Source organism: Haloprofundus halobius, from assembly GCF_020097835.1.
Taxonomy (GTDB): Archaea; Halobacteriota; Halobacteria; order Halobacteriales; family Haloferacaceae; genus Haloprofundus; species Haloprofundus halobius.
The window spans coordinates 2,372,522-2,396,090 of sequence record NZ_CP083666.1 but is presented as its reverse complement, the minus strand read 5'-3'; the positions used below and the strand labels follow the sequence as shown (position 1 = coordinate 2,396,090).

Here is a 23,569-nt window from a genome sequence, read left to right as displayed (position 1 = left end):
CGGATTTGAGCCATGAGTGTATGGAAATTCGCGGCCGTCACCCTGCTGCTGATAGTTGCAGCTCCGGTGCTCGGCCTCTCCTACGACAATGCAGCAAAGCCCTACACCGCGACGAACGAGACGCATACGCTGACCGACAGTTGGCGCTCCGTCGACGAGGCGGACCGAGCCGCCTCCTTCAGCGACGAGATCGTCGTGGTGTACAACGAAACAACCCTCGATGAGGGATCCGACTATCGATGGAACGACTCAACCGGCGAGTTCCGTCGAGTCAATGGATCGTCGGCCCCCGACGGCGCGACCGTCGACATCACGTACGACTACACCGCGAGGTCGGACTCGACCAAAGGTGTGAATAGCATCCTCTCAGCAGGTGCCACGGCGTTTCCGTACCTCCTGCTGATGTTCATGGCCGTCGCGGTACTCAATCTCATGGAGTTAATCTGATGCTGGAGAGCCAGTATCTGGCGCTCTTCGCGCTTGGCTCCGCCAGCCTGTTCGCAACGCTGTTCAACGGCTGGCACAACGACACCGAAATCTTCGCGGGCATCTCGCTGCTCACGTGGGGCGTCGTCGCGCTACGTAGTGACTCGATTACCGTGGTCTCCAACGGTGTCTCCGAGGTCTACGGTGCGCCCGAAGTCCAATGGGTGGCAGCCGCGTTCTGGCTGATCAGCGTGGCTGCGTTCATCGGGTCGCTCACGGGTCGCTACCCGACTGACGGACGGACGGGGGTGAGCGGATGAGCCGACGAGACGCCGAACGGCAGGAGCGAGAGATCTCTGCCCGCAAGGACCAACAGGTCGAGCGCGTCGGCCTCGAGGCGGGCACTCGTCGAGGGCCGGCCATCGACCCGATCAAGGAGATGGAGCCGGACCAGATCCTCGACAAACTCACCGACGAGGACCTCGAGAGCGAGGAGTACCGCGACATCGTCGACCTGCTCAAGCCCTACCTGTCGACGACGGGTATGCTCGCCGCGCACGGCGACGATTACTACAGCGACCACTCGAATCGGCTGCTAAACGAGAACCTCGCCGACCGGCTCATCAAAGGCGGCGAGTACCCCGACCTCTGCACCGGTATCTTCCGCGAGGTCGCCCAGGAGGTCGACGGCGACAACTTCGGCGGTGTCCGAGACGACTGGAGCGCCGCCGAGAAGGAGGCAATCTGGCACGCGCTCTCGGAGGTCAAAACCGACCGCGAGAGCATGGGCGATGGCACGTTCTTCGAGGGTATCACGGAGATGCACGTCTCGACCGAGCGACACGGCGACGAACCGAGCAGCAGAGGCGGCGGAGGACTGCTGAGCGCACTCAACCCCTTCAAATAGACCATGACTGACAACGAATCACCGAACGACGGACACGACACCGAACAGACCGACTCCCCGATTGAACCCGATGGGTTCGTCAAGCAAGTCAAAGCAACTGCGAAAGACGGCGGTTCATCCGCGGGCAAGGCGGGCCGTACAATCGGGGGCACGATCGCCGCGGCCGTCAAGGGCTGGTGCGTCTTCTGGATGGCACTCGTCTACTGGTCGCTGAAGCCTATCCCGAGGACAGGTGCGCTGGGAGCGGCGCTCATCAACGCCGGTCACAAAATCGTGATGAAGACGACCTCGGCGGACGTCATCTGCAACGTAATCTACGGCGACGGCGTCGTCGCCACGCGCGGCGCGACGTGGAACTCGCAGGACGCCGAGTACGAGACGACGAACGGCGAGAAGTTCAGCGCGAAAGGTATCGGATTCGCACCGAAGCGCGTGAACGGCAAGTTCCCCGTCGTCTGGGCGCTTCGTGAGGGCCGAGAGATCACCGAGCCGCTCGAAGCGTACATGGGAACGCAGCGCCGGCTCGGGAACTACGAACCCCACGCCCGCGCGGACGGCGGCAGAGATGTCGCAATCGATGCCGAAACGTCGGGATACGAGGGCCGAGCGCTGTCGTTCCGCGACGGCTGGCGGCTGTTCGGCTCGAAGGTGACCCAAGAGGACATGGGCAACCAAGCCAAGCGCGCGAAACTCGCCGAACTGGACTTCTCGCGCTCGGACACGCTGTGGGTGTTGCTCGCAGCGCTCGGCGGCGTCGCGCTCGGGCTGTTCGGTCCGGCGCTCGCGACGAGCATCGCCGGAGGCGGCAGCGGAACCATCCCGACGGTGCCGATCGGCATGATCGACATCGCAAACGTGCTCGTGGGAGGTGGACTGCTGTGATCCGCGTCGAGCGAGACGGTAGGGAATGGCTCGTCGTCCACAACGGCGTCGAGGTCGCACGCGACCACCGCAAGCGAATCGCCGAGGACGAAGCGAAGCGCCTCGCGCAGAAGTTCGCGACGAAAGCAATGGTCAGCCGTGCGAACGGGGGCTACCACCGCGAACACGATTACCGGTTCCGACAGGGAGGTCGGTGCTGATGCCTGCCAACTGGGAATCGGGTGGTGGCGGCGGTGGCTCCGGCGGAAGCGGTGGTGGCGGTGGCTCCGGTGGCGATTCGACGCGTGACCGGGACGAACCGAGACCGGAACCGCCCGAGGAGTACGACCGGAACCAAGACGACGGCAGCAGCGATGGCGGTGGCTCCGGCGGAAGCGGTGGCGGCGGTGGCTCCGGCGGAGGCGGTGGTGGCGGTGGCTCCGGTGGCGATTCGACGCGCGACCGGAACGAACCGAGACCGGAACCGCCCGAGGAGTACGACCGGAACCGTGACGACGGCAGCAACGACAACGGTGGCGGTGGTTCCGGCGGAGGCGATCCGAATCGTGACACCATCCGCGACCGAAACGACCCGCGACCGGAGAGCCCGTCCGGACAGACTCCGGATCAGACCGGGGGAACGACTCCCGGCCGAGATCGGGATAGCCCGAGTGACCGGCCGCCGGAGGAGACCGACCAGGACGACGACCCCGAACGCGTCGTCGTCCAGGGCGACGTCAGCGCGGACAACAACCTCGTCGAGGCGCAGATAGACCGCCGGGAACGTGCCATCGAGGCAGAGTACCCGTATCTGGACCGCGAGGACTACCAGTTCGTGGTCAAGGACAGCGGACGCGTGACGGTTCGACTCACCGACTCCGGTCGCGACGTTTTCGAGACCGAGGCGCAACTCGATACTGTCGAGCAGACGGTCAACGAACAGTTCGAGGACGCGCAAGGATACTCCATCGAGGAGCGGACCGACGACGGGTTCGTCGTTACTGTCGAGACGGGCGACGGCGAGACGGTTCGCCAGCAGTATGCGTTCGACCAGGAGGCGGCCGACGTGTTCCTCGACGACGCCCAAGACCGAATGAACGAGCGAAACGAGGCGCGCCTCGACTCGCTCAACAACATTCCGGGCGTGAGCGGACAGTTCGCGCAGGACCGAGACCAAGACGACCCGCAGACGTTGGACATCGGCAACCCGACGGGGAGAGCGAACCTGCCGGGAGTCTCCGGTCGGTTCGCGCAGGACCGGCAAGCGCCCCAAGAGGAGTTCGGAGACTGGTCCGTCCGCATCCCCGACGCGGTACCGGCCGTCGGCGGTCGGCGCGTCGAGAACGTGCTCGGCGATGCCGGGGACGCCTACTCGGACTTCGTCGGCAACACCGCGGAGGACATCGTCGACTCGCGAGGCAATCCCGTCGGAGTGGCAGCCTCGAGCGTCTCTCGATACGACGCAGTCGGCGGAATCGCCGACACAATCGGCGTCACCGAGCAAGACCTGAACCGGGCCGCGGACACCACCGACCCGTTATTCGAGACGGTCGGACCGTTCGCGGGTCTGCAGAGACAAGAGGCGGCGGCCGACGCAGCGGGAGACCGCGGCATGGGCGACGTCGAAAGCATCCTCGACGAGGGCGTCGACCAGCAAGAGGAGTTCGTCGAGGGCGGTCTCCGAGGTGCCGGCGAAATCGTGAACGTGCCCAACGTCGCTGTCGGTCTGAAGGAGGCCGGGGAGTACATCGGGTACGGAATTGATCAAACGGCGAGAGGCGATGGACGAGAGTTCCTCGAAGATAGTGCCCAAGCAGGAGAGGTGGCTATCGGGTCTGCGAGAGAGGAGTTCGCCGAAAACCCGTCTCGCTCTCTCGGCATGGGTGCAGGGTCGCTCGTCGGCAGCGTCGGTGTGATGGGCGGTGCTGCACGAGTGAGCGGACGCGCGGGACGCGTGAGCCGCTACGCGATTCAACCTGGCGAGGAGATCATCGGCGATGTCGCCACTCGAACTGTCGGCAGTACGAGGAGGGGTCGTCGCGCACTATCGAGACTGCCGAACAACCGCATCGACCCGGAGGAAATTGCCATTCGGGGCGGGCAAGCGGCGACGTCGAGGCTCTCTCGCGCCATCCGTCGAACGCGGTACGACGTGATGGACAACTGGGCGCGACGTGAATCGCGCCGGGTGCGCCAGTTCATGGGCGACGAGCGTGCGCAGCTGGGCGCGGGACGGACTCGACGCACCGAGACATCTGACCCGGACCAGCCGTCGGTCCAGATCGACTCGGAGTGGCAGTCCACTCGCGGCTCCGAGTGGGAAGCAGAGCAGCAACTCGACCAGACGCAGTACGAACTCGACCGCTTCGCCACACAGGAGCAGGCAGTCCGCCAGGAGCAACTGGGTGACGTCGAGCAGGCCCGAAGCGTGGACACGCAGTCCGCGTTCGGTGGTCGTGCCGACGAGTTCACCGTGGACGCGGACACGCTCGCGGAGCAGCGCTGGCTCCGTCAACAGGCGTTCGAGCGCAGCACTCGACGCGGTCGCAGTCGAGGTCGTCGCGCACGTGAGGCGTTTCGGTACGACGAACCGGAGGTCGACTGGACGTCGGCGCAGCGCTACGAGTTGGAGGCACAGACGGAGGCCGTTCAACCGTCGCTGCGACCGGACTACCGGCGTCCGGGAATGGAGGTCGAGATGCCGGAGATCGGCCAAGCGGCAGCGTCGATGGAGTACTCGGTGGCGGACTACAGCGACGACGGTCTCGCGGAGTTCGAGGCCGACATGGGCCGCCTCGGCACGGAGACGGAGATGATGACCGACACGAGGGTAGATACCGAACTCGATACTGACCTCGACACGGCGTACGGGACGGACTGGACGACGGACTCGCGGATGGCGACGGACTACGAGACGGAGTACCGTCCACCGGAGCTGGAGCGAGAAACCGAGTACGAGAGCGAGTGGGAAATCGAGACGAGGACCAACACGGAGTACGAGTGGGAGCGGGAGACGCCCGGTCAGTTCGAGGACCCGCAGGAGCCGTCGATGCCGGACTTCTCCGCGTGGGAGAAGGAGTGGGAGACGGGAATCGCATCGGCGGAAGACCTCATCGAGCGTGAGTTCGGAGGGCGGAGGTAGATGGCGACGTTCGGCACCTACCTGAAAATCACGCTGACGTTCGTGCTGGCGGCGCTGCTGCACGACGTGATGGAAACGGTCGTCGACCCGATGATGTCGATAGGCTGCGGCGACGCGGCACCGACGGTGGTCGACGGGGCCACGAACTGCGGATACGGCACGGACGCGATGACGTGGTTCATCGGCGTGGTCATGATCGGCCTGTTCATCGAGGCGTTGAGCCGTGGCGTCACCGCGTCGAGGAGAGGCGTATGAGCTGGCTCCGAACGCTGTTCGTCGGCATCGGCGTCGTGCAGGTCATCGGCCTCATCGTGTTCCTCAACACGGCCGGCGCTGAGGTGTTCGAGGTGGCGTACAGTCTCTCGTACGTGCAGGACACGTGGGTACTGGAGCCGCTGGAACGGTTCGAGTTAGTGGCGTACACGCTCATCGTCCCGATCTTCTTCCTGGACCTGCTCATCTACCAAGCGATTGGCTCGATCCAGACGGAGCGCGAGCGCCAGGTCATGGGAGGTCGGTACTGATGCGCGTCGATCTCCGTGGTCGGTGGCTCGTTGTCGCCGCGGTCGCGATGGCGCTGCTCTCGTTGAGCGCTCAGCCGGTGGCGGCCGCGAACGTCGCGATCGTCTCCGAGCACTCGACGGCATCGGAGTTCAACGAAGGTAGTCTCACCAACGCTGAAGTTGAGCGTACGGGCGAAAGCGCATACGTTGCACCAGGCGTCTCTGATCAGAGCATCGCTGGCCGATGGTCTCTCGACGAAGGCAACGGAGATGGTGCCCAGGACCGTGTCCAGACAAACGACGTCGATATTGACGATTCAGATTGGGTGTCTGGTATCTCTGGATCCGCGCTCAGCGTCGATGGATCTCAAGACCTTTCCACGGGGTACGTTCCACAATCGACTGAGCGAACTCTCTCGTTCTGGGTTAAGGTTGAGGATGACCAGAGTGGCGGTCTCGGTGTCCATGACGCTGGCGACGCCCGGTTTTACGTTGATATAAATAACGGCAACTGGCGTCATGCAAATGGGGATAGCACAGCAACCACCGACGAAGATGCGAAAACCGGTGTCTGGCAGCACATCACGCTCGTTGCCGACGGCTCAACATCAACGCTGTTCATCAACGGGACGGAGGTTGATTCGTTCCAATATTCGGAGTCTGAGACCAACTCTGACGTCTTCCGGTTGGCATCGAGATCATACAATGGCGGACCGAGTCAAGAGATAAACGGAACAATCGACGAAGTCCGCGTTTATGAGTCCGCTTTGTCAGATGGAGATGTCGAAGACTTATACGCAGAGCCATCCGGGAAGCTCCGGACGACGTCTGAAGATAGTTCATACAGCAACGTTCACGATGTTGATCGGTCGGTCTCGGGATCGGTTAACCTCTCGCTCAATAACGCGACAGCGCAGGTTACGTGGCAAGGATCAACCGACGGGGGTGATACCTGGACAACGCTCAACGAGACGAACGTCTCATCGCCACAAGAGCTTACGTCGACGTGGTCAGAGTTCGAAGGAGACGATGTCCGCGTGGCCGTCGATATGGAGACGACCGACTCGGATCACGTCGCTAGAATTCACTCCGACTCGGTATCGGCGCAAACGACCGATCCAATCATCGACGAGTCGTCAGCATCGCCGAACGAAACCACGAGTGGTGACGGCGAACTCTCGATTAGCGTCTCTGATCCAGACTTCGCGACATCACAGGGAGACGAGGTCACGGTTGATTTCCATGATGCTTCTGATGACTCGGTAATCGGCACGGATACGCTCAGCGCGAACGGCAGCGCGAGCACCACGTGGGACGGACTGACTGCCGGTGAGAATGAGTGGTATGTCACCGTCGAGGATTCGTACGGCAACAGCCTTCAGAGTAGTTCTTTCTCTTTCGGGACGCCGGAGGAGTTAGAGATCCGCAACGAAACCGCACCAGAAGAACTCATCTCAGGGGATGCAACGGTTACACTCCGCTTCTACGGTGATGACACGGTCGTCGAGCGGACGACGACGGACGGTAAAATCGACATGGCCGGACTTCCGGTAGACGAGGAGTTAGTCGTCGTTGCGAACGCGGATGGCTACTACCAGCGGCGGATCATCATTGATTCGCTGTTCGACCAGCAGCGTGTGTTCCTCCTCGACGAGAACGAGAGCGCGGTACTGAACGAGTTCAGCGTCGCCGACCAGACTGGACAGTTCCCGGCCGACTCGTCGAGGATCTACATCGAGAAGGCCGTCTCGATCAACGACTCCGCCGAGTGGGTTGTCATCGCTGGAGACTACGTGGGTGCGTCGCAGTTCTTCCCCGTTTACCTCCAACGAGATGCGCGCTACCGCTTGAGCGTTCAGAACTCGGATGGTGATACGCGCCAGTTGGGTTCGTACCTCGCGACCAGCGAAGGCACTCGTCAGCTCGAAGTCGGCCGCATCGAGTGGCGAGCGCCGGAAGGAGACCAGTTCCGCTGGGAGGCGTTCATCACCGAGGAGGACGTAATCAAACTCCACTACGAAGACCAGCAGAACGAGACGTCGAACTTCGAGGTGACCGTGCACGAGCGCGGGAACGAGTCGAACGTCTTGTTCAGCGACAGCGAGAACGAACTCGGGAGCTACCTGCATGAGGAGCAGCTCTCGGAGAGCGATGCGGACAAGCAGTGGGTTGTCAAGTGGTCCGCGACGAGGAACGGCGAGGAGATCGGCAACACGAATCAGTTGGGAGGCGTCGAGAACCTCGACCTCCCAATCGACTCGCGTTGGCTGAGCCTCGGTGCTCTCGTGTTGATCGTGCTGGTCGCAGCGCTGTTCCCGTCATCCGAAGCCCGAACCGGCGCGATTGTCATCGTCGCCATCGCTACCGGGATGACGTGGCTCGGATGGGTCGACATCCCGATGAGCGCAATCGGCATCGCAGGCGCGATAGCGTTGCTTGGCAAGGTCTCCGAGTTCGGAGGTGCCCGAGCATGAAGGTCACCGTGCCGATGCTGCTGGCGATTTCGCTCGCGGTCGCGGGGATGATGATGAGCATGTCCGGCTTCAACGAGGATCTGGGCGTCGGTCACTCGACCGGTCTCGAGGAAGACGCGCGCGGACTCGACGAGGACGTCGATAGTTATAGCGCCGACCGCGTTTCCGACCAGGGGTCCTATCTGGGGGTGACAGTCGAAGGCGCGCAGGCAGTCGTCGATGGCCTGAAATGGTCTCTCGCGTTGCCGGTCGCGTTGATAAACGTCGGCTTCCCGGCGTGGTTCGCAATCCCGCTGGCATCTCCGGTTCAGTTCGTGAGTTACATCGGCGTCTGGCAAATCATCCGGGGGATGCGTATCTCATGAGCCTCGACTGCTGGTTCAGCGGAGACATCCACCCGTGCATCTTCGCCGAAGCAACGGGACTGCTCGGAGAACTCACGTTCGGGATGTTCGTCACCGCAATCGTAATCGTGCCGATCTACGCGCGAACCGGCGACATCATCCTGCCGTCGACGGTGATGGCGCTCATCGCGTTCATGGCGTTCACGGTGCTCCCCGGACAACTCGTCGGCATCGCGTGGACGATGATGTTCATGTCGCTGGCTCTCGCCATCTTCATGACCTTCTACAAGGCGGTGATTAGCTGATGCAGGTCAGACGTCTATTCGACCCGCCGGAAGACGCTTCCCTGAAAGAACGGGCGGCGGTGACGTGGTCGTGGCGACTGCTGACGCTGCTGTGCATCATTCTCGTTCCTGTCTGGAGACTCGACAGCACGTTCGCCATGAAGGCCCATTGGCTCGCGGTAGACCTGTCTCTCGCCTGTCTCGGCGCTGCGTTGATGGCCGACGTTCTGCGGTACTACTGGCCGTCTTCAGAGACGCGTGGAGAGAGCGCTCAGGAGGTCGCTGGATGACGGGAGTTCTCTGGCATCTGTTGACACCTGCGGTCCCGCTGCACGAACTCACGCACGCGCTAGTGGCGCTCCCATGGGCGTCGAACGTCGAGACGGATCTGCAGCGTGGTGACGCGGAGGTTCGAATCACGTGGCGCGACGAGACGCCGCTCTGGGCGGTCTACCTCGCACACCTCGCACCGATGCTCGTCGGACTAGGACTCGTCCTGGTCGCGGTCGCGACTATCGGTGTTCCGTCGGCCTCGTCGCTCGAGGGACTGGGGATTCATGAGGCCGGGCTCTTGCTGATTCTCGCGTGCAACTGGGCGATCTACTCGTTCCCCAGCTACGAGGATCGCCATCCGCTCGGGTCGAAGTAGCCCAAAGGCCGCTTTCGATTGAAGTCAAAATTTTTGCGCGCGGTGCGGGGTACGTTTCGGGTGTTTCGAGTGGAGCGTTTGCCGACGCGGAGGCGGAGTTTTTCCCCCGAAGGGGGTCCCCTTAGGGACACAGCCTAAGGCCCTCCCCGCCAGCCTCTGTCGCACTCACCAATCATCACTCGAATCTGACGGAAGGAGTCGAAACACAAGACGGAGAATAGCGGCAAAATAGGTGCTGGCGCGCGGAACAGTATATAAAAGAATAGCTGGGAACGTAGTGTTGCCACTCACTTGGAGTGTTCTACGGCGCGGGCAGATCCACCTGGTTTCGACCGAGGATCCGAACGAGACCCGTGCCGTTCGTCATCACCACGTTCTCCCTCTCGACCGTCTCGCCGCTGGGAGCAGTCCACCGGAACGACGTGCCGAAGACGAACCGTCGGGCGGCCTCGACGCCGTCAGCACGTGCAGCACGGAAGCCGCGCCGGAGCATCCGCTTGAGTTTCGGCTCGGTGACCGGCCGTCCAGAGAGATCGACGAGCTGGCCATCCGCGGAGGACGAGACCGAGCCGAGATGCTGACGCGCCCACCGACCGACAGCGCTCTCGGAGAGATCGCCACGCTCAGCACGGTCGACGAGGTCGCGAGCACGTCGCGAAATCCAGTCTGTCGCGTCGGTGAACGTCGACAAGAGTTCCTCGAAGCGCTCGCGGACGACGTCGTTGTTGAACGAAACGAGCCCGTTGACAATCTCGAGGACCTCTGTGTAGCGGTCGCCCATTCGCCGAATCGAGCGAGGAGAGATACCGGCACGTTCAGCGAGTTCGTCGACGTGGACACCGTCGCCACCATCTGCGAGAGCGACAACGCCCATCCGTTCGGCCGACGTCGCATCGCCGCGTGAGAAGTTCTCGAAGGCGATGTCCTGCTCGGACTCCTCGATGTCGTCGAGCGGACTATCGATTATCTCGATGTCGCGAGTATCCTCCTCAGCCTGGAAGTACTCGTCAGCCGTGTACGCGGCACCGGCTCGCGTAGGCATTCCAGACCACGAGAACGCGTTCACGAGCGCGGTATCCATCTTCGAGATAGCATCCGAAACGTCCGTCTCCTCGTCAGAGTGCCACGGGAGAGACTCGTCTGCGTACTCGCTGGACCGCTGCACCTCGACCTTGGGGTCGCGGAGTGCGTCCTTGTCGGCGGTAGTACTCTCCGAGCGAACCTGCTTCGGATGGTAGTACTTGAGCAGCATCGCGATCTGCTCGCCGGGGAGGAGCTGCTCCCACGTGTCGGCGTCGAGGACGACGGCGTTTCGCTTGCCGACGACCTCCTCGTTGTCCCACTTGTACTCGCCGCGGCCGCGACCCATCCCGAACTTCGCGAGACGGTCGATGAGCCCATTCCGCTGAGCGAGATAGCGTTCTCCGTAGGTGCGGTCGACGCGAGCGTACAGCGCGAGGTTGTAGCAGGACGACCACGGGTGAAGCCGGTCGTCAGCGATGTACTCGGAGTTGATGCCCATCTCGTCGAAGAGACGGCGCAGCAGCGTCAGCACGTCGTCCGGGTGGATGTTCGACGAGTCGACCTGCACGCGCAGACCGAACGGAAGGTCGTTCGGCATCGACTGGATGAGATCACCGCTCTTGTAGTGCCGCGCGAGCGGTCGGCTAATCTTGAACTGGAAGACGGCCTTCCGTTCTCCGACCGAATCCTGTGCACGGAGGCCGACCTGGTACTCGTAGTAGCGCTCGTACGACTCTCCGTCGGCGGCGAGACCGGACTCCCAGCACTTCGTACCGCCCTCTGCCTCGTAGGGAAGAACGCGCCAGGCGTGGCCGATAGCACCGAACGGATCGATGTCTTCGGGGAGTGTCGGCTCCCATTGCTTAACCATCGCCCAGAACGGGGCGAGAGCGTCCTCGTCGTGGCGTTCGAGCAACTGTTCGTCAGAGAGGTCGCTCGTACCGTCCTCGAGGAGCGAGTGGTCTTCACTTGTAAACAGGAGCTTGGCACCGAGTTCGTGAACGGATGGCCGAATCGTCGGAATCGGTTCACGTAGTGATTCACGGTCACGCTTCGCCCGTTCCTCGCGAGCATCCTCGGTTGAGGGGCTTCCGTCGCAACTCTTGATTTCCGAACGACGTCGGACTGCCTCGTCAGCATCTTGGCTGTCAGTACCGCTGGCAGCTCGAAGTTCGTCGTTCTCACTCTCGACAGAGGCCTCGACGGAATCATCTCGGTCGGATTTGACTGCCGACGCTTGTAGAATAGCATCTGCAACAGCATCGGGATCGTCTCGATCATGGCCACGACCGTCGCTCACTGGTCGTCACCTCCATCAGTCGCGACAGCCGGAGACTGGCGCATCTCGTGAATCTTCGAACTCGCACTCGTCCGGTCGCGAAGCTCTCCATCCTCGTCGAGAAACCGCGCACACGAAACGACGTCTTCTGGAGAGACATCTCGACGGATGCCGAGTTCGAGCCGTTCGTCGCGGTCGCCGTTCTCAACGAGCCACGCATCTCGCTCTTCCAAGAGTTCGAGAATCCCGTCGCGAGGACCACGGTCGAGACGACGTTCGACGGCTTGCCACGCCCGGCAGACCGCGAGGGAATCGATTCCACGGATCCGGGCCTTGACGAGACGGAGACTCGTGGTGTCGGTCTTTCGAGGACCTCGTTCAACCAAGTCGCGGTCCAAGAACCGTGCCGGGTCCTCACCGATGTCGGCCGCGAGGTGAGGGAAGCGTTCGTTCATGCTGAGACGCCTCCCGAGTACGCTCGGATGATGTTCCACGCAGTCACCAGTCCGAGCGCGAGGACACCGACAGAGACGAGCGCAGTCACCACAACGCTGAGCGAGAACAACCCGAGACTGCCTGCGGTGACAGCGCTCACGAGAGAGACTGTGCCACCGACGAGACCCGCGACAAGACCCGCAGGCGCACCGTTGACGTCAGTCATCGGGGCTCCTCCGGGTACATGATGTCGAGAATCACGGGATTCATCTCGACGAAGCCGCGATTCAACCGAAGGTGGTCGATGAACTCGCCGGCTTGGTTGACATCGACCTGCTTCGTCGCGCGTGTCTCGAGGCGCCGGTCGACTGCCTCGAAGGTGACGAGACCTTCATCGTCGGGATCACCGTGGTAGATGGCGAGCCCGAGCACGTCGAGGCCGACCAGGTACTGATCCTCTCGGACCTGTTCGGGAACGTCGGCGAAGTCGGTAAACCGGTCGTCGCTGTCGGTGTAGAACTTCGGGTCCGGGATGTCGGCGCTGCGAATCTTTCGCCACAGTTCGGGCTGCTGGTCTTTGAAGAGCGCGAGATGGAACTCGCACTTCGCGAGGTCACCGCCGAACGAGTTCGGATGCGGCACCGAGTAGACCGCATTCTCGTCGCAGACTCCGATGTGGCAGTCGGTGTCGTCGTCCTCGACGAGGCCGACGTACGGAGTGAGTTGTGTCGCGACCGAGCGCTGGTAACGGTCCGACGACATCACCGACCACCTCTGTTAAGCTCGGAGTGTTTGCCGTTAGGGGGCCGATAGTAATTACCTCCGCTTGAGATACGATTACCGAGGCAATCTGGTCGATTCGGACAGCCAACTCGATGACCGTACTCAAGACCGTTCCCAGGATCTTCGGTACATCGCGCGTTGCACACGTCACAACGGAACTCGTACTCTCCGTCGGTGGGGAGCGGGCCGTTGTTCGCGAGCGCGTTGAAGTCGATAACCGACATCAGAGGCACCTGCCGTTGGCTCCGTGTCGTCCGGGTTCGCTGCGTTCAGGGACGTCGACGTTTTGACCCGCGGCGCTCCCTTTCCCAATACGTCTGTCTGAGTCGCATCTTCTGCATCGATGAGCGACATCGTCGTCGTCGCCGAAGACGCGGCGGAAGGATTCAGAGACCTTCGAGCCGCAGGACTGGCAATGGCGCTCGTCGTGTGACTGGTCGAGCAGAAGCGCCATCAGAGACACCCCCCGAACTCGGCGACAGAATTAGCACGACGGCGCAGTCTCCGAGTTGTGGCGGTACGAACTCGGGACTGGTCGCTGGTTGTTTTCGTTGTCTCGCCCGTGAGAATTGCACCGCTATGCGGTGAGTGTCCAGAGAACGAACCCTTCGCGGACGGGTTCTTTTCGCATGGACTCGCGGGGATTTGAACCCCGGGCCTCTTCCTTGCGAAGGAAGCGATCTGCCACTGATCTACGAGCCCTCGTCTGCAACGGAACTAACCCGTGCGCTGTACTTGTAGCTTCTGTTTTCGCCCGCCTCCGCGAGGGACTCACACGCCGAGCAGTCGGAGCCGTCCGGCGACGAGTCCGAGGACGAACCCCGTGCCGTGAGCGACGATGGCGACGTTCGGTCCCGCCCCGAGTACGGCGACGAGAACGGCCGCGCCGACGACGAGTGCGATCTTCGCTCGCCCATTCAGATTGAGCCGCCCCAGAACCGAGTCCGTCACTGGATTCGCCGCGAGCAGATACCCTGCGAGCGCGAAGATGGCGCCGCTCGCGCCGATGACGCCGACGCTTCGACCGAAGGCCGAATCGAACCATATCTCGGCAAGCCCCGCGAGGACGCCAGTCGTCAGAAAGAACGTGTGATACCGCCATCGGGTCGTCCCCTGCTCGACGAGAAAACCGACGACGACGAGTGCGACGGCGTTGCTCAACAGGTGCCCGACGCTCGCGTGCGCGTAGACGCTCGTGACGAGCGTCCACGGCCGGACGTCGACCGGCGGCGCGAGCGCGAACAGGCCGACGGCGCTTCCGAACAGCCCCAGAACGCTCTGGACGAGAAAGACGATACCGAAGAGGGCGAGCGTGTCCAGCGTCGGACTGTTCGAGCCACGGACCATACCCGGAAGACGGTCCACGTGCGCAAAAGCGTACCTGCGGCTCCGGAGCTGTGAAATATGAAGAGAGAGGTGGTGTAGACGCCGTCGGTTCGCGACGGGTCGTCGCGTCGGTCAGTCTTCGAGGACGATCTCGATACTGACGTCGTTCGGCACCTGGATGCGCATGAGCTGGCGAAGCGCGCGTTCGTCCGCGTCGATGTCGATGAGACGCTTGTGAACTCGCATCTCCCAGTGCTCCCACGTCGCGGTGCCCTCGCCGTCGGGCGACTTGCGACACGGAATCTCGAGCGTCTTCGTCGGCAGCGGAATCGGACCGCTGAGGTTGACGCCCGTCTTGCTCGCGATTTCGCGGACGTCGTCACAGATGTCGTCGAGGTCCTCGGGGCTCGTGCCGGCGAGGCGAACGCGTGCTTGCTGCATTTATCGCTCGTTGACCTCGAGCACCTTGCCGGCCGCGATGGTCTGACCCATGTCGCGGATGGCGAAGGAACCGAGTTCCGGAATCTCGCCGGACGGCTCGATGCTGAGTGGCTTCTGCGGTCGGATCGTCACGACGGCGGCGTCGCCGGACTTGATGAAGTCCGGGTTCTCCTCGGCGACCTCACCCGACGCGGGGTCGAGTTTCTGGTCGATGGACTCGACGGTACACGCGACCTGCGCCGTGTGGGCGTGGAACACCGGCGTGTAACCGGCGGTGATGACCGACGGGTGCTGCATGACGACGACCTGGGCCTTGAACGTCTCGGCGACCTTCGGCGGGTCGTCGGCCGGGCCACAGACGTCGCCGCGGCGGATGTCGTCCTTGCCGACGCCGCGGACGTTGAAGCCGACGTTGTCGCCGGGTTCGGCGCGCGGGACTTCCTCGTGGTGCATCTCGACGGTCTTGACCTCGCCGGAGACGTCCGAGGGCTGGAACGAGACGTTCGAGCCCGTCTCCAGGATACCGGTCTCGACGCGGCCGACCGGCACCGTCCCGATGCCGGAGATGGTGTAGACGTCCTGAATCGGGAGGCGCAGCGGCGCGTCCGTCGGCGGCTCGACTTCCGGCAGGTCGTTGAGCGATTCCAGCAGCGTCGGGCCGTCGTACCACGACGTGTTGTCGCTGGACTCGGCGATGTTGTCGCCCTCGAACGCCGAGATGGGGACGTACGTCGCGTCGTCGGAGTTGAAGCGGACCTGCTTGAGCAGGTTACCGACTTCCTCTTTGACCTCGTTGTAGGTGTCCTCCGAGTAGTCGACGACGTCCATCTTGTTGACGCCGATGATGAGCTCGTTGATGCCGAGCGTGCGAGCGAGGAAGACGTGCTCGCGGGTCTGCGGCGCGACACCGTCGTCGGCGGCGACGACGAGAACTGCGTTGTCAGCCTGCGAGGCGCCCGTGATCATGTTCTTCACGAAGTCACGGTGGCCCGGGCAGTCGACGATGGTGAAGTAGTACTTGTCCGTGTCGAACTCCTGGTGGGCGATGTCGATGGTGACACCACGCTCTCGCTCCTCTGCGAGGTTGTCCATCACGTAGGCGAACTCGAAGCCGCCCTTGCCCTTCTCTTCTGCTTCTTCGCGGTGCTGCTCGATGACGTGCTCCGGAACCGACCCCGTCTCGAAGAGGAGTCGGCCCACGAGCGTGCTCTTTCCGTGGTCGACGTGGCCGATGATGGCCAAGTTCTGGTGCGGTTTGTCTTCGCTCATTGTTTAGCTCACGCGCTAAGGCGCTATGTGGCGTTTCCTTTGGTTGAGGACCCTAAAACGATTTCGATACGGCACACGCACCACCCCGACGCCGTCTTGCGGTTTGATACTACCTACCGTGCGGTAGTCGGTGACAACGGCTACTCCAGTCGTCGTACGTCCGACAGTACCGCGCTGGCCGTCTCGGGACCGCCCGCCCCCCGGCCGCTGATGTTCAACCGACCGGCGTGGCTCGTCCCCAACTGGACGATGTTCTGCGTGCCGGTCACCGCGAGCGTGCCGTTCTCGGGGACGAGTCGCGGGCCGACACGGACCCCGTCTGCGGTCGCTTCGCCGATGAGTCGGACCGTCTGGCCGTCCTCGGCGGCGAGTTCGAGCGCGCTCCCCGGGATGTCGCGAATCCCCTCGACGTCGGCGTCGGCCAGCGAGTAGCCCCCGTCGTAGAGCACGTTGCCGAGGATGACGCACTTCAACGCGGCGTCAGTCCCCTCCACGTCGAAGGAGGGGTCCGCCTCGGCGACGCCGAGGTCCTGCGCCTCCGACAGTACGTGGTCGTAGTCGAGTCCCTCGGCGGTCATCCGCGAGAGGATGAAGTTCGCCGTCCCGTTCAGCACACCGCGAGCGGCGGTTATCTGGTCCGGACCGAAGTCGGCGATGGTCGACAGCACGGGGATCGCGCCCCCAACCGTCGCCTCGAACAGCACGTCGCCGTCGCTGTCGCGTTCGAGCGTCCGGAGGTCCTCGTAGCGCTCGGCGACCGGCCCCTTGTTCGCGAGGACGACGTGACGGTCCGCTTCGAGTGCCGCTCGTACGTGCGAGAAGCCGGGCTCGGCGTCGCCGAGCGTCGTCGGCGTCGCCTCGACGAGCACGTCGTACTCCGACGCGAGCGCGTCAGCTATCTCCATATCGCCCACGCTTCCGCTCTCTCCCTTCCGGTCGAACGCGGCGGCGACGTCGATGCCGTCGGCGTCGACAGCGGCGCCTCGCGAGTCGGCGAGCACCGTCACTTCTTGGCCGTAGTCGGCGGCCAACTCGGCGACGGAGCGACCGACCGCGCCCGCGCCGACGACGGCGACTCTCACGCCGACCCCTCCGCGAGCGGTTCGACGACTCGAAGGTCCTTTCGGTCGGCTATCCGCCGGACGACGGCGAGCACGTCGGCCTGTTTCCCCGCCTGCGTCGCCAGTCGGACGCGGGCGCTCGACTCCTCGTCTCGACCCTCGGGTGCCGACACGGAGAGGTCCGCCAGCGCCGCGTTCGCGCACTCCTCGATGCACCGCAGCGTGTCCGAGAGGTCCGTGTCGACGAGGTGACCGACCAAGAGGACGGTCAACTGCTCGCCGTAGCGCTCTGCGCCCGCCTGGATGACGTTGACGCCGTTGGTCCGCAGCGCCTCGACGATCGTGTCGAACCGGTCGGGCGGACACTCCAGGTCGACCTCCACCGGGATGTGTCCGCGCGGCGTGAGGTTGCCGCGCTCGTGGTAGATCGAGAGGAGGTTCCCGCCGTTGTCGGCGATGGGTCGCAGCGCCGCGAGCAGTTGGCCGGGCTCGTCGACGAGTTCGAGTCGAACCGTGTGCGGTTGCGGCGTCTCGCTGTCGCTCATCGGCGTACCTCCGCGACGCGCCAGCCACCTGTTGTCGACAGGGAGCGGTCGCTTTTCGGCTCCGTGTCGGTACTCCGCGGCTGGTGTGCGCCAATCCGCATACTACGCCTCTGACGCTACGTGGGTTATAACTCTTCGTCACTCGCAATTCTGTCCGACGTCCGACGGTGACCGAGGGGGTAACAGCGGCTCACATACCGACTCTCTCGACGACCGAAACGCGACGAACGAGCGACCGTCACGTGGGCGGGGCAGACGCTCGGGGCCGCGAAAGACCGCGAAAACGTGAGAGACGAGCGCGCGCTCGTCGAGAGACGGGGGAGCGTTAGATGTAGTCGATGGCCGGCGAGAGCTCGAGCTTCATGCCCTTGCGCTCGCGGATCTCCATGATCTTGTCGCGCTGGAGACTGTCGGAGAGCACGCGGAAGCCAGCGTTCTCCGTGTTCCAGGAGGCGCGGCCCTCGGTCGCAGAGCGGATGTCCGAGGAGAAGCCGATCATCTCTTCGACGGGCGCGATCCCCTCGATGACCATGAGGTCACCCTCCTGGTACATGTCGTCGACGCGGCCGCGGCGACCCTGAATCTCGCCGGAGGCCGAGCCCATGTAGTCGGAGGCGACGTCGATGCGGACGTTCTGGATGGGTTCGAGCAGTTTGATCTGCGAGTCGATGAGCGAGCGGTGGACCGCCTCGCGGACCGCGGGGATGACCTGCGCCGGACCGCGGTGGATGGTGTCCTCGTGGAGGCGGGCGTCGTGCAGACGCAGCAGCGCGCCCTGCACCGGTTCCGCGGCGAGTGGACCGTCGTCGAGCGCCTCTTCGAGACCCTCGATGACGAGTTCCATCGTCTCGTTGAGGTGCTGGATACCCTTCGTGTCGTCGATGAGGATGTTGGTGCCGAAGATGTGTTCGACGTTCTGGGAGGTGTCCTTGTCCATGCCGGCTTCCTGCAGCGCCTCGCGGCGCTCCAGTTCGGGCATGTCCATCGCCACCTCGCCCAGTTTGATGGCGTCGACGATGCTCTGGTCCATCGGCTCGGCGGTGATGTAGAACTTGTTGTGGCGGTTCGGGGAGACACCCTCGACCTCGCGGGACTGCTGCTGGGGGGCCTCGCGGTAGACGACGATGGGCTCACCGGTGTGGACCGGGATACCCTGGTTGTCGCGGATACGCTGCGTGATAACTTCGAGGTGAAGCTCACCCTGACCGCTGATGAGGTGTTCGCCGGTGTCCTCGTTGATCTCGACGCGGATGGTCGGGTCCTCTTTGGCGACCTGCTGGAGCGTCTGGATGAGCTTCGGCAGGTCGTCCATGTTCGTCGCCTCGACGGATTTGGTGATGACCGGCTCGGAGATGTGCTCGATGGACTCGAACGGTGTCATCTCGACGCTGGAGACGGTCGAACCGGCGATGGCGTCGCGGAGGCCGGTGACGGCGGCGATGTTGCCGGCCGGGACGCGGCTCACTTCCTCGCGGGAGTCACCCATGAAGATACCGACGGACTGGACGCGGTTCTTGCCCGCGGTGCCGGAGACGTAGAGTTCTTGACCCTTCTCCAGTGTGCCGGAGAACAGGCGTCCGGTCGCGATTTCGCCGGCGTGGGGGTCCATCGAGATGTCCGTCGACATGAAGACGACTTCGCCCTCGTCGTCGACGAGACGCATCTGCTCTGCGAGCTCCGACTCGGCGTCGCCGCGCCAGATGGTCGGGATACGACGGGGCTGGGCGTCGAGCGGGTCCGGGAAGTGCTCGGCGACCATGTCGAGGACGACGTCCGAAAGCGGCGTGCGCTCGTGGAGTTCCTCGCGGTTGCCCGACTCCTCCATCTCGATGATGTCGCCGAAGGAGATCCCGGTCTCCTGCATCGACGGGATGGAGACGCCCCACTTGTACAGCGCGGAGCCGAAGGCGACGGTCCCCTCCTCGACGGAGACGGTCCAGTCGTAATCCTTCTCCTCGGTCATGCCGCGGATGAGCTCGTTGACGTCGGTGATGACGTCGAGGAGACGCTCCTGCATCTCCTGGGGCCCTTCCTGCAGTTCGTTGATGAGTCGGTCGACCTTGTTGATGAACAGCGCCGGCTTGACGCCCTCGCGGAGCGCCTGTCGGAGCACCGTCTCAGTCTGGGGCATCGCGCCTTCGACGGCGTCGACGACCACGAGCGCACCGTCGACGGCGCGCATCGCCCGCGTCACGTCGCCACCGAAGTCGACGTGGCCCGGCGTGTCGATGAGGTTGATGAGGTGGTTCTTATCGTTCCACTCGTGGGTCATCGAGACGTTCGCGGCGTCGATAGTGATGCCGCGTTCCTGTTCGTCCTCTTTGGTGTCCATCGCGAGCTGCTGTCCGGCAGTCGCGTCGGATATCATGCCCGCTCCGGCCAGCAGGTTGTCCGAAAGTGTCGTCTTCCCGTGGTCGACGTGAGCGGCGATGGCGATGTTCCGGATCTGCTCCGGCTTGTCCATCAGTTTCTCACATTCCTGTACGATTTTCTTTCGTCGGCCCATTATGAATCCCCCTACCGGAAGGAGGGTCAAAAGGGTAGTGTTTTGCCGACGCCGATTCCGCCGCGAACGGCCGTCTGACGCGTCTCCGTGTGGGTACGTACCACTTGGCAAACACTCCGACTGTCGGCGAGTGTGACTCCACGATACCGGCCGCACTACCGACCCATCGCACTCACCACACCTGCCGTCTTACTGCCCTCTCACCCGCGGCGAGAGGTGGCGCAAGAGTCATACCGTCACGAACCGTGTCACTAACACGCATGGACCTTCGCGTGCAGGGGTCTGCCGCCCCGGACGCCTTTCTCAGCGCGGCAGACCTGTTAGAGACGGAGTACGAGTTGTCGTGGCCGGTTCACGTACGCGTCAGAGACGACCCCGACGAGCGGACGTGGGCGGGACACTACAGCAACGCCGCCGGAGATTACCACGTGCTGAACATCCCGCGACAGGCCGCGACGAGTGCGATGGCGCGCGAACTCGCTCTCCACGAGTTCTCTCACATGGCCCGCTACGAGCAGTCACACCCCTCGCACGTCCAGTCGACCGAGGAGGCGCTCTACCTCGCGCTCACGGGGCGGAGCGTCGAACGTCGCAAACTCGCCCACTGTTATCAGATCGCGAATCACATGAAGGACATCTACGCCGACGATATCACCATCTCGGTCGCGCCGGCGGAGAAACTGGTGTACTTCCTCGAATCGCAGTTGGCCGCGGCGCTCGCCGACCAACCCTCCGCCGTCCCGCGCGCCGACTGGACCCGCACCACCGCCGCCTCCGACCCCGAGATAACGGCGGTCAACGCGGCGTTCGCGCTCGCACTCGTCGAACGTCACGGCCTCGTCGACGACGACCACCGCCTGTACGACCTCGCACACGCGGCCGACGACGACGCGCCGAACGTCCGCGTCGACGAGTTCAGACGTCAGTTCCGCTCGCTCGCCGTCGAGACGACCGCCAGCGACTACCGGAAGGCACTCGTCGACGTGACTCGCGCGTACGCCGTCGGCAGCGGCGGTGGGCCGCAGGCGGCCGATTGAGGTGCGAACGCGGAACCGTCGGATAGCGCACTCGATTACAGCGGCCGCTCACCGTCGAAAAACCGAAGAGAGAAAGGTCGTAGCCGAAGATTAGCGGGCCGCGGCGGCGACGCGCTCGCGCTCTTCCTTCTGGCTGATGGGGTACGACTGGACGTCGTACTCCGCCGCGCCGAGAAGTTGCTGGGCGAGCGCCTCGGCGGCCGAGGTCGTCGACTTGTAGCTGGTAGAGGCGACGCCGTCGGCGATGAACTTCAGCGCCTGGTCGACGCGGCGCTGGGGGGCGACGTCGACGGCCTTCGGGACGGAGATGCCACCGTACTTCAGGCGGACGGTCTCCTCGCGCGGAGCGGCGTTCTCGACGGCGCGGACGAGAATCTGGACGGGGTTCTCGTCGCTGCGCTCGTCGACGATCTCGAAGGCGTCGCGGACGATGCTGATCGCCTTCTGCTTCTTGCCCGTGTTGTCCTCGCTCTGCATCAGGCGGTTGATGAGGCGTTCGACGACCGAAATCTCGGACTTGCGGAACTGCTTGGAGGCGTGGCGACCCATCGTGTGCGCGATGGGCGTCACGTTGAGGTAGCGCTGGGTGCTCGGGTCGGTGTACTCGATTTCGGAGACGTCCCAGACGCCGAACAGCAGCGCGTTCGTCTGTGCTTCCTCGCTGTCGGCCGGTGCCTCGGGTTCGGGGGTCTCGTTCTCTGCGTCAGACATCTTAGCGCACCGGTTTCTCCGCGTTGCCGCGCACGAGTTCGAGCATCGCGACGCCGTTGACTTTGTCCACCTTGTAGTTGACACCCGAGAGGTCACCCATGGCGCGACCCTTCGCGCCACCGATGCCCGCGATGGTCACCTCGTCGTGCTCGTCGATGAACGAGATGGCGCCGTCGCCGGGGCAGAAGGCCGTGACCTGCTTGCCGTTCTTGATGAGCTGGACACGGACGCACTTGCGAATCGCCGAGTTCGGCTGTTTCGCTTCGATTCCGACCTTCTCGAGGACGATACCGCGCGCCTGCGGTGCGCCTTCGAGCGGGTCCGACTTCTTCCGAAGACCGCGTTCGCGCCGCGCGTACTCCGAGTCGGACCACCGTCGCTTCTGACGGTCCTTCTTGAGTTTGCGTGCGGCGTATTTGCCGTTCGCCATAGTGGCCAATCCTTCTTAGTCGAGCTACTTAAGCGTCCTCTTTTCGAGTCGGCGAGACGGCCTCAGATTCCTTCTTTCACCCCGCTACTCGAATCTGCGTCCGTTTCGCCGACTCGAACGAACCGCTCTCAGCGCGGCACAGGTCGAACGCGGTGCTGAGATGCCTTCGCTCACTTCGTTCGCGACGAACCTCCGCTCGCTTCGCTCGCGGAGACTCCGTCGTTTCACTTCGCTCATCACGAGCGTTCAGTCACCGGCGCGTTCGAGCGCGAGGTCGCCGCCCATGTCCACCGCCGAGGTCGCACCGAGCGTGATTTCGGCGCTCTCGCACCGCGCCTGCACCCGCCGGGCGTAGTCCGAAAACGTGTCGAGCACCGTCCGCCGAGTCGGGTCGGCCACCCAGAACAGCACCTGCAGTCGGACGTGGTCGCCCTCGAAGCCGGAGACGCGAATCTTCGGCTGCGGGTCGGTGAGGATGGCCGGGTCGGTCACCGCCTCGTCGCGGAGAATCTCGATGGTCTCCTCCAGACTCTCCTCGTAGTAAACGCCGACCTCCTCGTTGATGCGGAACCGGTTCTGGCCGTACGGTTTCGTGATGACGTTCGTCGTCAGTTCCGTGTTCGGGACGCTGATTATCTCGTTGTCGACGGTTCGTACGCGCGTCACCCGAAACCCGATGGATTCGACGATGCCCTCGGTGTCGCCCCACGCGATGTAGTCGCCGACGTTGAAGTTCGAGTCGGTCACGAGAAAGAGGCCGCCGACGAGCGTTCCGAGCACCTCTCGGCCGGCGACACCGACCGTCAGCGAGATGATGGCGACGGCGATGGTCGACCCCGTCAGCAGGCGCGTGTAGCCGCCGGCGGCGAGCGCGGCAGCGACGGCGAGGACAACCACCGCGATGTGGAGGTAGAGGTTCACCGCGCCGACGACGGTCGGGTTGTTCTCGTTTCGCGCCCTGACCGCTCGCATGACCAGCGGTTCGACGACCACCCGGCCGCCGCCGTAGACGAGCGCGAACGTCACGACGAGTTTCGTCGCTCGGGCGAGCAGGCCGTCGCCGAGGAGTAGTTCCGTGAGCGGTCCGGCGACCTGCAGGACTGTGACGTCTCCCATACCGACCACACGACGTC

At 63.7% G+C, this 23,569-nt stretch carries 28 protein-coding genes and 1 tRNA gene; 14 read left to right on the top strand and 15 right to left on the bottom strand.

Annotated elements, in window-relative coordinates:
* The first annotated feature begins 12 nt into the window (after nucleotides 1-12).
* The 13 genes from LAQ74_RS12595 to LAQ74_RS12530 are packed head-to-tail and all read left to right on the top strand — an operon-like array spanning nucleotide 13 to nucleotide 9,590.
* The gene (locus LAQ74_RS12595) at nucleotides 13-447 is read left to right on the top strand and encodes a hypothetical protein (RefSeq protein WP_224332881.1); all 435 of its coding nucleotides are present in this window, start codon (nucleotides 13-15) and stop codon (nucleotides 445-447) included.
* Complete coding sequence (locus tag LAQ74_RS12590) at nucleotides 447-746, top strand: hypothetical protein (RefSeq protein ID WP_224332880.1); 300 nt, start codon at nucleotides 447-449, stop codon at nucleotides 744-746. Before LAQ74_RS12595 ends, LAQ74_RS12590 begins: the two co-directional genes overlap by 1 nt.
* Complete coding sequence (locus LAQ74_RS12585) at nucleotides 743-1,333, top strand: hypothetical protein (RefSeq protein ID WP_224332879.1); 591 nt, start codon at nucleotides 743-745, stop codon at nucleotides 1,331-1,333. The genes LAQ74_RS12590 and LAQ74_RS12585 overlap by 4 nt, the downstream gene beginning before the upstream one ends.
* A 3-nt stretch (nucleotides 1,334-1,336) precedes the next feature.
* Nucleotides 1,337-2,215: a hypothetical protein gene (locus LAQ74_RS12580; RefSeq protein ID WP_224332878.1), complete on the top strand. Its 879-nt coding sequence runs from the start codon at nucleotides 1,337-1,339 to the stop codon at nucleotides 2,213-2,215.
* Nucleotides 2,212-2,415 (top strand): hypothetical protein, encoded by a 204-nt coding sequence (locus tag LAQ74_RS12575; protein WP_224337391.1) that lies wholly within the window; start codon nucleotides 2,212-2,214, stop codon nucleotides 2,413-2,415. The genes LAQ74_RS12580 and LAQ74_RS12575 overlap by 4 nt, the downstream gene beginning before the upstream one ends.
* Nucleotides 2,415-5,336: a hypothetical protein gene (locus LAQ74_RS12565; protein WP_255647682.1), complete on the top strand. Its 2,922-nt coding sequence runs from the start codon at nucleotides 2,415-2,417 to the stop codon at nucleotides 5,334-5,336. The genes LAQ74_RS12575 and LAQ74_RS12565 overlap by 1 nt, the downstream gene beginning before the upstream one ends.
* Nucleotides 5,337-5,591 carry a hypothetical protein gene (locus LAQ74_RS12560; RefSeq protein WP_224332876.1) on the top strand — a complete coding sequence of 85 codons (255 nt, stop codon included), beginning with the start codon at nucleotides 5,337-5,339 and terminating at the stop codon, nucleotides 5,589-5,591.
* Complete coding sequence (locus LAQ74_RS12555) at nucleotides 5,588-5,860, top strand: hypothetical protein (RefSeq protein ID WP_224332875.1); 273 nt, start codon at nucleotides 5,588-5,590, stop codon at nucleotides 5,858-5,860. Before LAQ74_RS12560 ends, LAQ74_RS12555 begins: the two co-directional genes overlap by 4 nt.
* Nucleotides 5,860-8,313, top strand: a complete 2,454-nt coding sequence (locus LAQ74_RS12550; RefSeq protein ID WP_224332874.1) for a LamG-like jellyroll fold domain-containing protein — start codon at nucleotides 5,860-5,862, stop codon at nucleotides 8,311-8,313. Before LAQ74_RS12555 ends, LAQ74_RS12550 begins: the two co-directional genes overlap by 1 nt.
* Entirely contained in the window at nucleotides 8,310-8,678 is a 369-nt protein-coding gene (locus tag LAQ74_RS12545) for a hypothetical protein (protein WP_224332873.1), read from the top strand. The genes LAQ74_RS12550 and LAQ74_RS12545 overlap by 4 nt, the downstream gene beginning before the upstream one ends.
* Nucleotides 8,675-8,962 (top strand): hypothetical protein, encoded by a 288-nt coding sequence (locus LAQ74_RS12540; RefSeq protein ID WP_224332872.1) that lies wholly within the window; start codon nucleotides 8,675-8,677, stop codon nucleotides 8,960-8,962. The genes LAQ74_RS12545 and LAQ74_RS12540 overlap by 4 nt, the downstream gene beginning before the upstream one ends.
* Nucleotides 8,962-9,231 (top strand): hypothetical protein, encoded by a 270-nt coding sequence (locus tag LAQ74_RS12535; protein ID WP_224332871.1) that lies wholly within the window; start codon nucleotides 8,962-8,964, stop codon nucleotides 9,229-9,231. The genes LAQ74_RS12540 and LAQ74_RS12535 overlap by 1 nt, the downstream gene beginning before the upstream one ends.
* Nucleotides 9,228-9,590, top strand: coding sequence for a hypothetical protein (locus LAQ74_RS12530; RefSeq protein WP_224332870.1), 363 nt, complete (start codon nucleotides 9,228-9,230; stop codon nucleotides 9,588-9,590). Before LAQ74_RS12535 ends, LAQ74_RS12530 begins: the two co-directional genes overlap by 4 nt.
* Nucleotides 9,591-9,891: 301 nt before the next feature.
* On the opposite strand, the gene LAQ74_RS12525 is transcribed toward LAQ74_RS12530, so the two are convergent.
* The 12 genes from LAQ74_RS12525 to LAQ74_RS12470 all read right to left on the bottom strand — a co-directional run bounded on the left by LAQ74_RS12525 (nucleotide 9,892) and on the right by LAQ74_RS12470 (nucleotide 20,258).
* On the bottom strand, nucleotides 9,892-11,913 hold the full coding sequence (locus tag LAQ74_RS12525; RefSeq protein WP_224332869.1) for a DUF7845 domain-containing protein: 2,022 nt from the start codon (nucleotides 11,911-11,913) through the stop codon (nucleotides 9,892-9,894).
* Nucleotides 11,910-12,347 carry a DUF8129 domain-containing protein gene (locus tag LAQ74_RS12520; protein WP_224332868.1) on the bottom strand — a complete coding sequence of 146 codons (438 nt, stop codon included), beginning with the start codon at nucleotides 12,345-12,347 and terminating at the stop codon, nucleotides 11,910-11,912. The genes LAQ74_RS12525 and LAQ74_RS12520 overlap by 4 nt, the downstream gene beginning before the upstream one ends.
* Nucleotides 12,344-12,553: a hypothetical protein gene (locus LAQ74_RS12515; protein WP_224332867.1), complete on the bottom strand. Its 210-nt coding sequence runs from the start codon at nucleotides 12,551-12,553 to the stop codon at nucleotides 12,344-12,346. The genes LAQ74_RS12520 and LAQ74_RS12515 overlap by 4 nt, the downstream gene beginning before the upstream one ends.
* On the bottom strand, nucleotides 12,550-13,089 hold the full coding sequence (locus tag LAQ74_RS12510; RefSeq protein WP_224332866.1) for a hypothetical protein: 540 nt from the start codon (nucleotides 13,087-13,089) through the stop codon (nucleotides 12,550-12,552). Before LAQ74_RS12510 ends, LAQ74_RS12515 begins: the two co-directional genes overlap by 4 nt.
* Before the next feature lie 244 nt (nucleotides 13,090-13,333).
* The gene (locus LAQ74_RS20645) at nucleotides 13,334-13,564 is read right to left on the bottom strand and encodes a DUF7563 family protein (RefSeq protein ID WP_224332865.1); all 231 of its coding nucleotides are present in this window, start codon (nucleotides 13,562-13,564) and stop codon (nucleotides 13,334-13,336) included.
* A 176-nt stretch (nucleotides 13,565-13,740) separates the two neighbouring features.
* Nucleotides 13,741-13,812, bottom strand: a tRNA-Ala gene (locus LAQ74_RS12500).
* A 69-nt stretch (nucleotides 13,813-13,881) separates the two neighbouring features.
* On the bottom strand, nucleotides 13,882-14,457 hold the full coding sequence (locus LAQ74_RS12495; protein ID WP_224332864.1) for a rhomboid family intramembrane serine protease: 576 nt from the start codon (nucleotides 14,455-14,457) through the stop codon (nucleotides 13,882-13,884).
* A 111-nt stretch (nucleotides 14,458-14,568) separates the two neighbouring features.
* Nucleotides 14,569-14,877 carry a 30S ribosomal protein S10 gene (gene rpsJ / locus LAQ74_RS12490; protein WP_224332863.1) on the bottom strand — a complete coding sequence of 103 codons (309 nt, stop codon included), beginning with the start codon at nucleotides 14,875-14,877 and terminating at the stop codon, nucleotides 14,569-14,571.
* A complete protein-coding gene (tuf, locus tag LAQ74_RS12485; RefSeq protein ID WP_224332862.1) occupies nucleotides 14,878-16,146 on the bottom strand; it encodes a translation elongation factor EF-1 subunit alpha in 1,269 nt (422 codons plus the stop codon). It lies immediately after the preceding gene.
* Nucleotides 16,147-16,286: 140 nt separating this feature from the next.
* Nucleotides 16,287-17,228, bottom strand: a complete 942-nt coding sequence (locus LAQ74_RS12480) for a homoserine dehydrogenase (protein WP_224332861.1) — start codon at nucleotides 17,226-17,228, stop codon at nucleotides 16,287-16,289.
* On the bottom strand, nucleotides 17,225-17,752 hold the full coding sequence (locus tag LAQ74_RS12475; protein ID WP_224332860.1) for an amino acid-binding protein: 528 nt from the start codon (nucleotides 17,750-17,752) through the stop codon (nucleotides 17,225-17,227). The genes LAQ74_RS12480 and LAQ74_RS12475 overlap by 4 nt, the downstream gene beginning before the upstream one ends.
* Nucleotides 17,753-18,077: 325 nt before the next feature.
* Nucleotides 18,078-20,258, bottom strand: a complete 2,181-nt coding sequence (locus LAQ74_RS12470; protein ID WP_224332859.1) for an elongation factor EF-2 — start codon at nucleotides 20,256-20,258, stop codon at nucleotides 18,078-18,080.
* Nucleotides 20,259-20,518: 260 nt separating this feature from the next.
* On the opposite strand from LAQ74_RS12470, the gene LAQ74_RS12465 reads away from it, so the two are divergent.
* A complete protein-coding gene (locus LAQ74_RS12465) occupies nucleotides 20,519-21,295 on the top strand; it encodes a DUF5781 family protein (protein WP_224332858.1) in 777 nt (258 codons plus the stop codon).
* Nucleotides 21,296-21,385: 90 nt separating this feature from the next.
* Here the strand turns inward: LAQ74_RS12465 and LAQ74_RS12460 are convergent, their stop codons facing one another.
* The 3 genes from LAQ74_RS12460 to LAQ74_RS12450 all read right to left on the bottom strand — a co-directional run bounded on the left by LAQ74_RS12460 (nucleotide 21,386) and on the right by LAQ74_RS12450 (nucleotide 23,552).
* The gene (locus LAQ74_RS12460) at nucleotides 21,386-22,006 is read right to left on the bottom strand and encodes a 30S ribosomal protein S7 (protein ID WP_224332857.1); all 621 of its coding nucleotides are present in this window, start codon (nucleotides 22,004-22,006) and stop codon (nucleotides 21,386-21,388) included.
* A gap of 1 nt (nucleotide 22,007) precedes the next feature.
* On the bottom strand, nucleotides 22,008-22,436 hold the full coding sequence (locus LAQ74_RS12455; RefSeq protein ID WP_224332856.1) for a 30S ribosomal protein S12: 429 nt from the start codon (nucleotides 22,434-22,436) through the stop codon (nucleotides 22,008-22,010).
* Between the two features lie 246 nt (nucleotides 22,437-22,682).
* Nucleotides 22,683-23,552 carry a mechanosensitive ion channel family protein gene (locus LAQ74_RS12450; protein WP_224332855.1) on the bottom strand — a complete coding sequence of 290 codons (870 nt, stop codon included), beginning with the start codon at nucleotides 23,550-23,552 and terminating at the stop codon, nucleotides 22,683-22,685.
* Between the last annotated feature and the right edge of the window lie 17 nt (nucleotides 23,553-23,569).

What these genes read in the sequence shown, in the direction of transcription:
- LAQ74_RS12595 (WP_224332881.1), top strand. Translation starts at nt 13, where the DNA reads ATGAGTGTATGGAAATTCGCGGCCGTCACCCTGCTGCTGATAGTTGCA.
- LAQ74_RS12590 (WP_224332880.1), top strand. Translation starts at nt 447, where the DNA reads ATGCTGGAGAGCCAGTATCTGGCGCTCTTCGCGCTTGGCTCCGCCAGC.
- LAQ74_RS12585 (WP_224332879.1), top strand. Translation starts at nt 743, where the DNA reads ATGAGCCGACGAGACGCCGAACGGCAGGAGCGAGAGATCTCTGCCCGC.
- LAQ74_RS12580 (WP_224332878.1), top strand. Translation starts at nt 1,337, where the DNA reads ATGACTGACAACGAATCACCGAACGACGGACACGACACCGAACAGACC.
- LAQ74_RS12565 (WP_255647682.1), top strand. Translation starts at nt 2,415, where the DNA reads ATGCCTGCCAACTGGGAATCGGGTGGTGGCGGCGGTGGCTCCGGCGGA.
- LAQ74_RS12560 (WP_224332876.1), top strand. Translation starts at nt 5,337, where the DNA reads ATGGCGACGTTCGGCACCTACCTGAAAATCACGCTGACGTTCGTGCTG.
- LAQ74_RS12555 (WP_224332875.1), top strand. Translation starts at nt 5,588, where the DNA reads ATGAGCTGGCTCCGAACGCTGTTCGTCGGCATCGGCGTCGTGCAGGTC.
- LAQ74_RS12550 (WP_224332874.1), top strand. Translation starts at nt 5,860, where the DNA reads ATGCGCGTCGATCTCCGTGGTCGGTGGCTCGTTGTCGCCGCGGTCGCG.
- LAQ74_RS12545 (WP_224332873.1), top strand. Translation starts at nt 8,310, where the DNA reads ATGAAGGTCACCGTGCCGATGCTGCTGGCGATTTCGCTCGCGGTCGCG.
- LAQ74_RS12540 (WP_224332872.1), top strand. Translation starts at nt 8,675, where the DNA reads ATGAGCCTCGACTGCTGGTTCAGCGGAGACATCCACCCGTGCATCTTC.
- LAQ74_RS12535 (WP_224332871.1), top strand. Translation starts at nt 8,962, where the DNA reads ATGCAGGTCAGACGTCTATTCGACCCGCCGGAAGACGCTTCCCTGAAA.
- LAQ74_RS12530 (WP_224332870.1), top strand. Translation starts at nt 9,228, where the DNA reads ATGACGGGAGTTCTCTGGCATCTGTTGACACCTGCGGTCCCGCTGCAC.
- LAQ74_RS12520 (WP_224332868.1), bottom strand. Translation starts at nt 12,347, where the DNA reads ATGAACGAACGCTTCCCTCACCTCGCGGCCGACATCGGTGAGGACCCG.
- LAQ74_RS12515 (WP_224332867.1), bottom strand. Translation starts at nt 12,553, where the DNA reads ATGACTGACGTCAACGGTGCGCCTGCGGGTCTTGTCGCGGGTCTCGTC.
- LAQ74_RS12510 (WP_224332866.1), bottom strand. Translation starts at nt 13,089, where the DNA reads ATGTCGTCGGACCGTTACCAGCGCTCGGTCGCGACACAACTCACTCCG.
- LAQ74_RS20645 (WP_224332865.1), bottom strand. Translation starts at nt 13,564, where the DNA reads ATGGCGCTTCTGCTCGACCAGTCACACGACGAGCGCCATTGCCAGTCC.
- LAQ74_RS12495 (WP_224332864.1), bottom strand. Translation starts at nt 14,457, where the DNA reads ATGGTCCGTGGCTCGAACAGTCCGACGCTGGACACGCTCGCCCTCTTC.
- rpsJ (WP_224332863.1), bottom strand. Translation starts at nt 14,877, where the DNA reads ATGCAGCAAGCACGCGTTCGCCTCGCCGGCACGAGCCCCGAGGACCTC.
- tuf (WP_224332862.1), bottom strand. Translation starts at nt 16,146, where the DNA reads ATGAGCGAAGACAAACCGCACCAGAACTTGGCCATCATCGGCCACGTC.
- LAQ74_RS12475 (WP_224332860.1), bottom strand. Translation starts at nt 17,752, where the DNA reads ATGAGCGACAGCGAGACGCCGCAACCGCACACGGTTCGACTCGAACTC.
- LAQ74_RS12470 (WP_224332859.1), bottom strand. Translation starts at nt 20,258, where the DNA reads ATGGGCCGACGAAAGAAAATCGTACAGGAATGTGAGAAACTGATGGAC.
- LAQ74_RS12465 (WP_224332858.1), top strand. Translation starts at nt 20,519, where the DNA reads ATGGACCTTCGCGTGCAGGGGTCTGCCGCCCCGGACGCCTTTCTCAGC.
- LAQ74_RS12460 (WP_224332857.1), bottom strand. Translation starts at nt 22,006, where the DNA reads ATGTCTGACGCAGAGAACGAGACCCCCGAACCCGAGGCACCGGCCGAC.
- LAQ74_RS12455 (WP_224332856.1), bottom strand. Translation starts at nt 22,436, where the DNA reads ATGGCGAACGGCAAATACGCCGCACGCAAACTCAAGAAGGACCGTCAG.
- LAQ74_RS12450 (WP_224332855.1), bottom strand. Translation starts at nt 23,552, where the DNA reads ATGGGAGACGTCACAGTCCTGCAGGTCGCCGGACCGCTCACGGAACTA.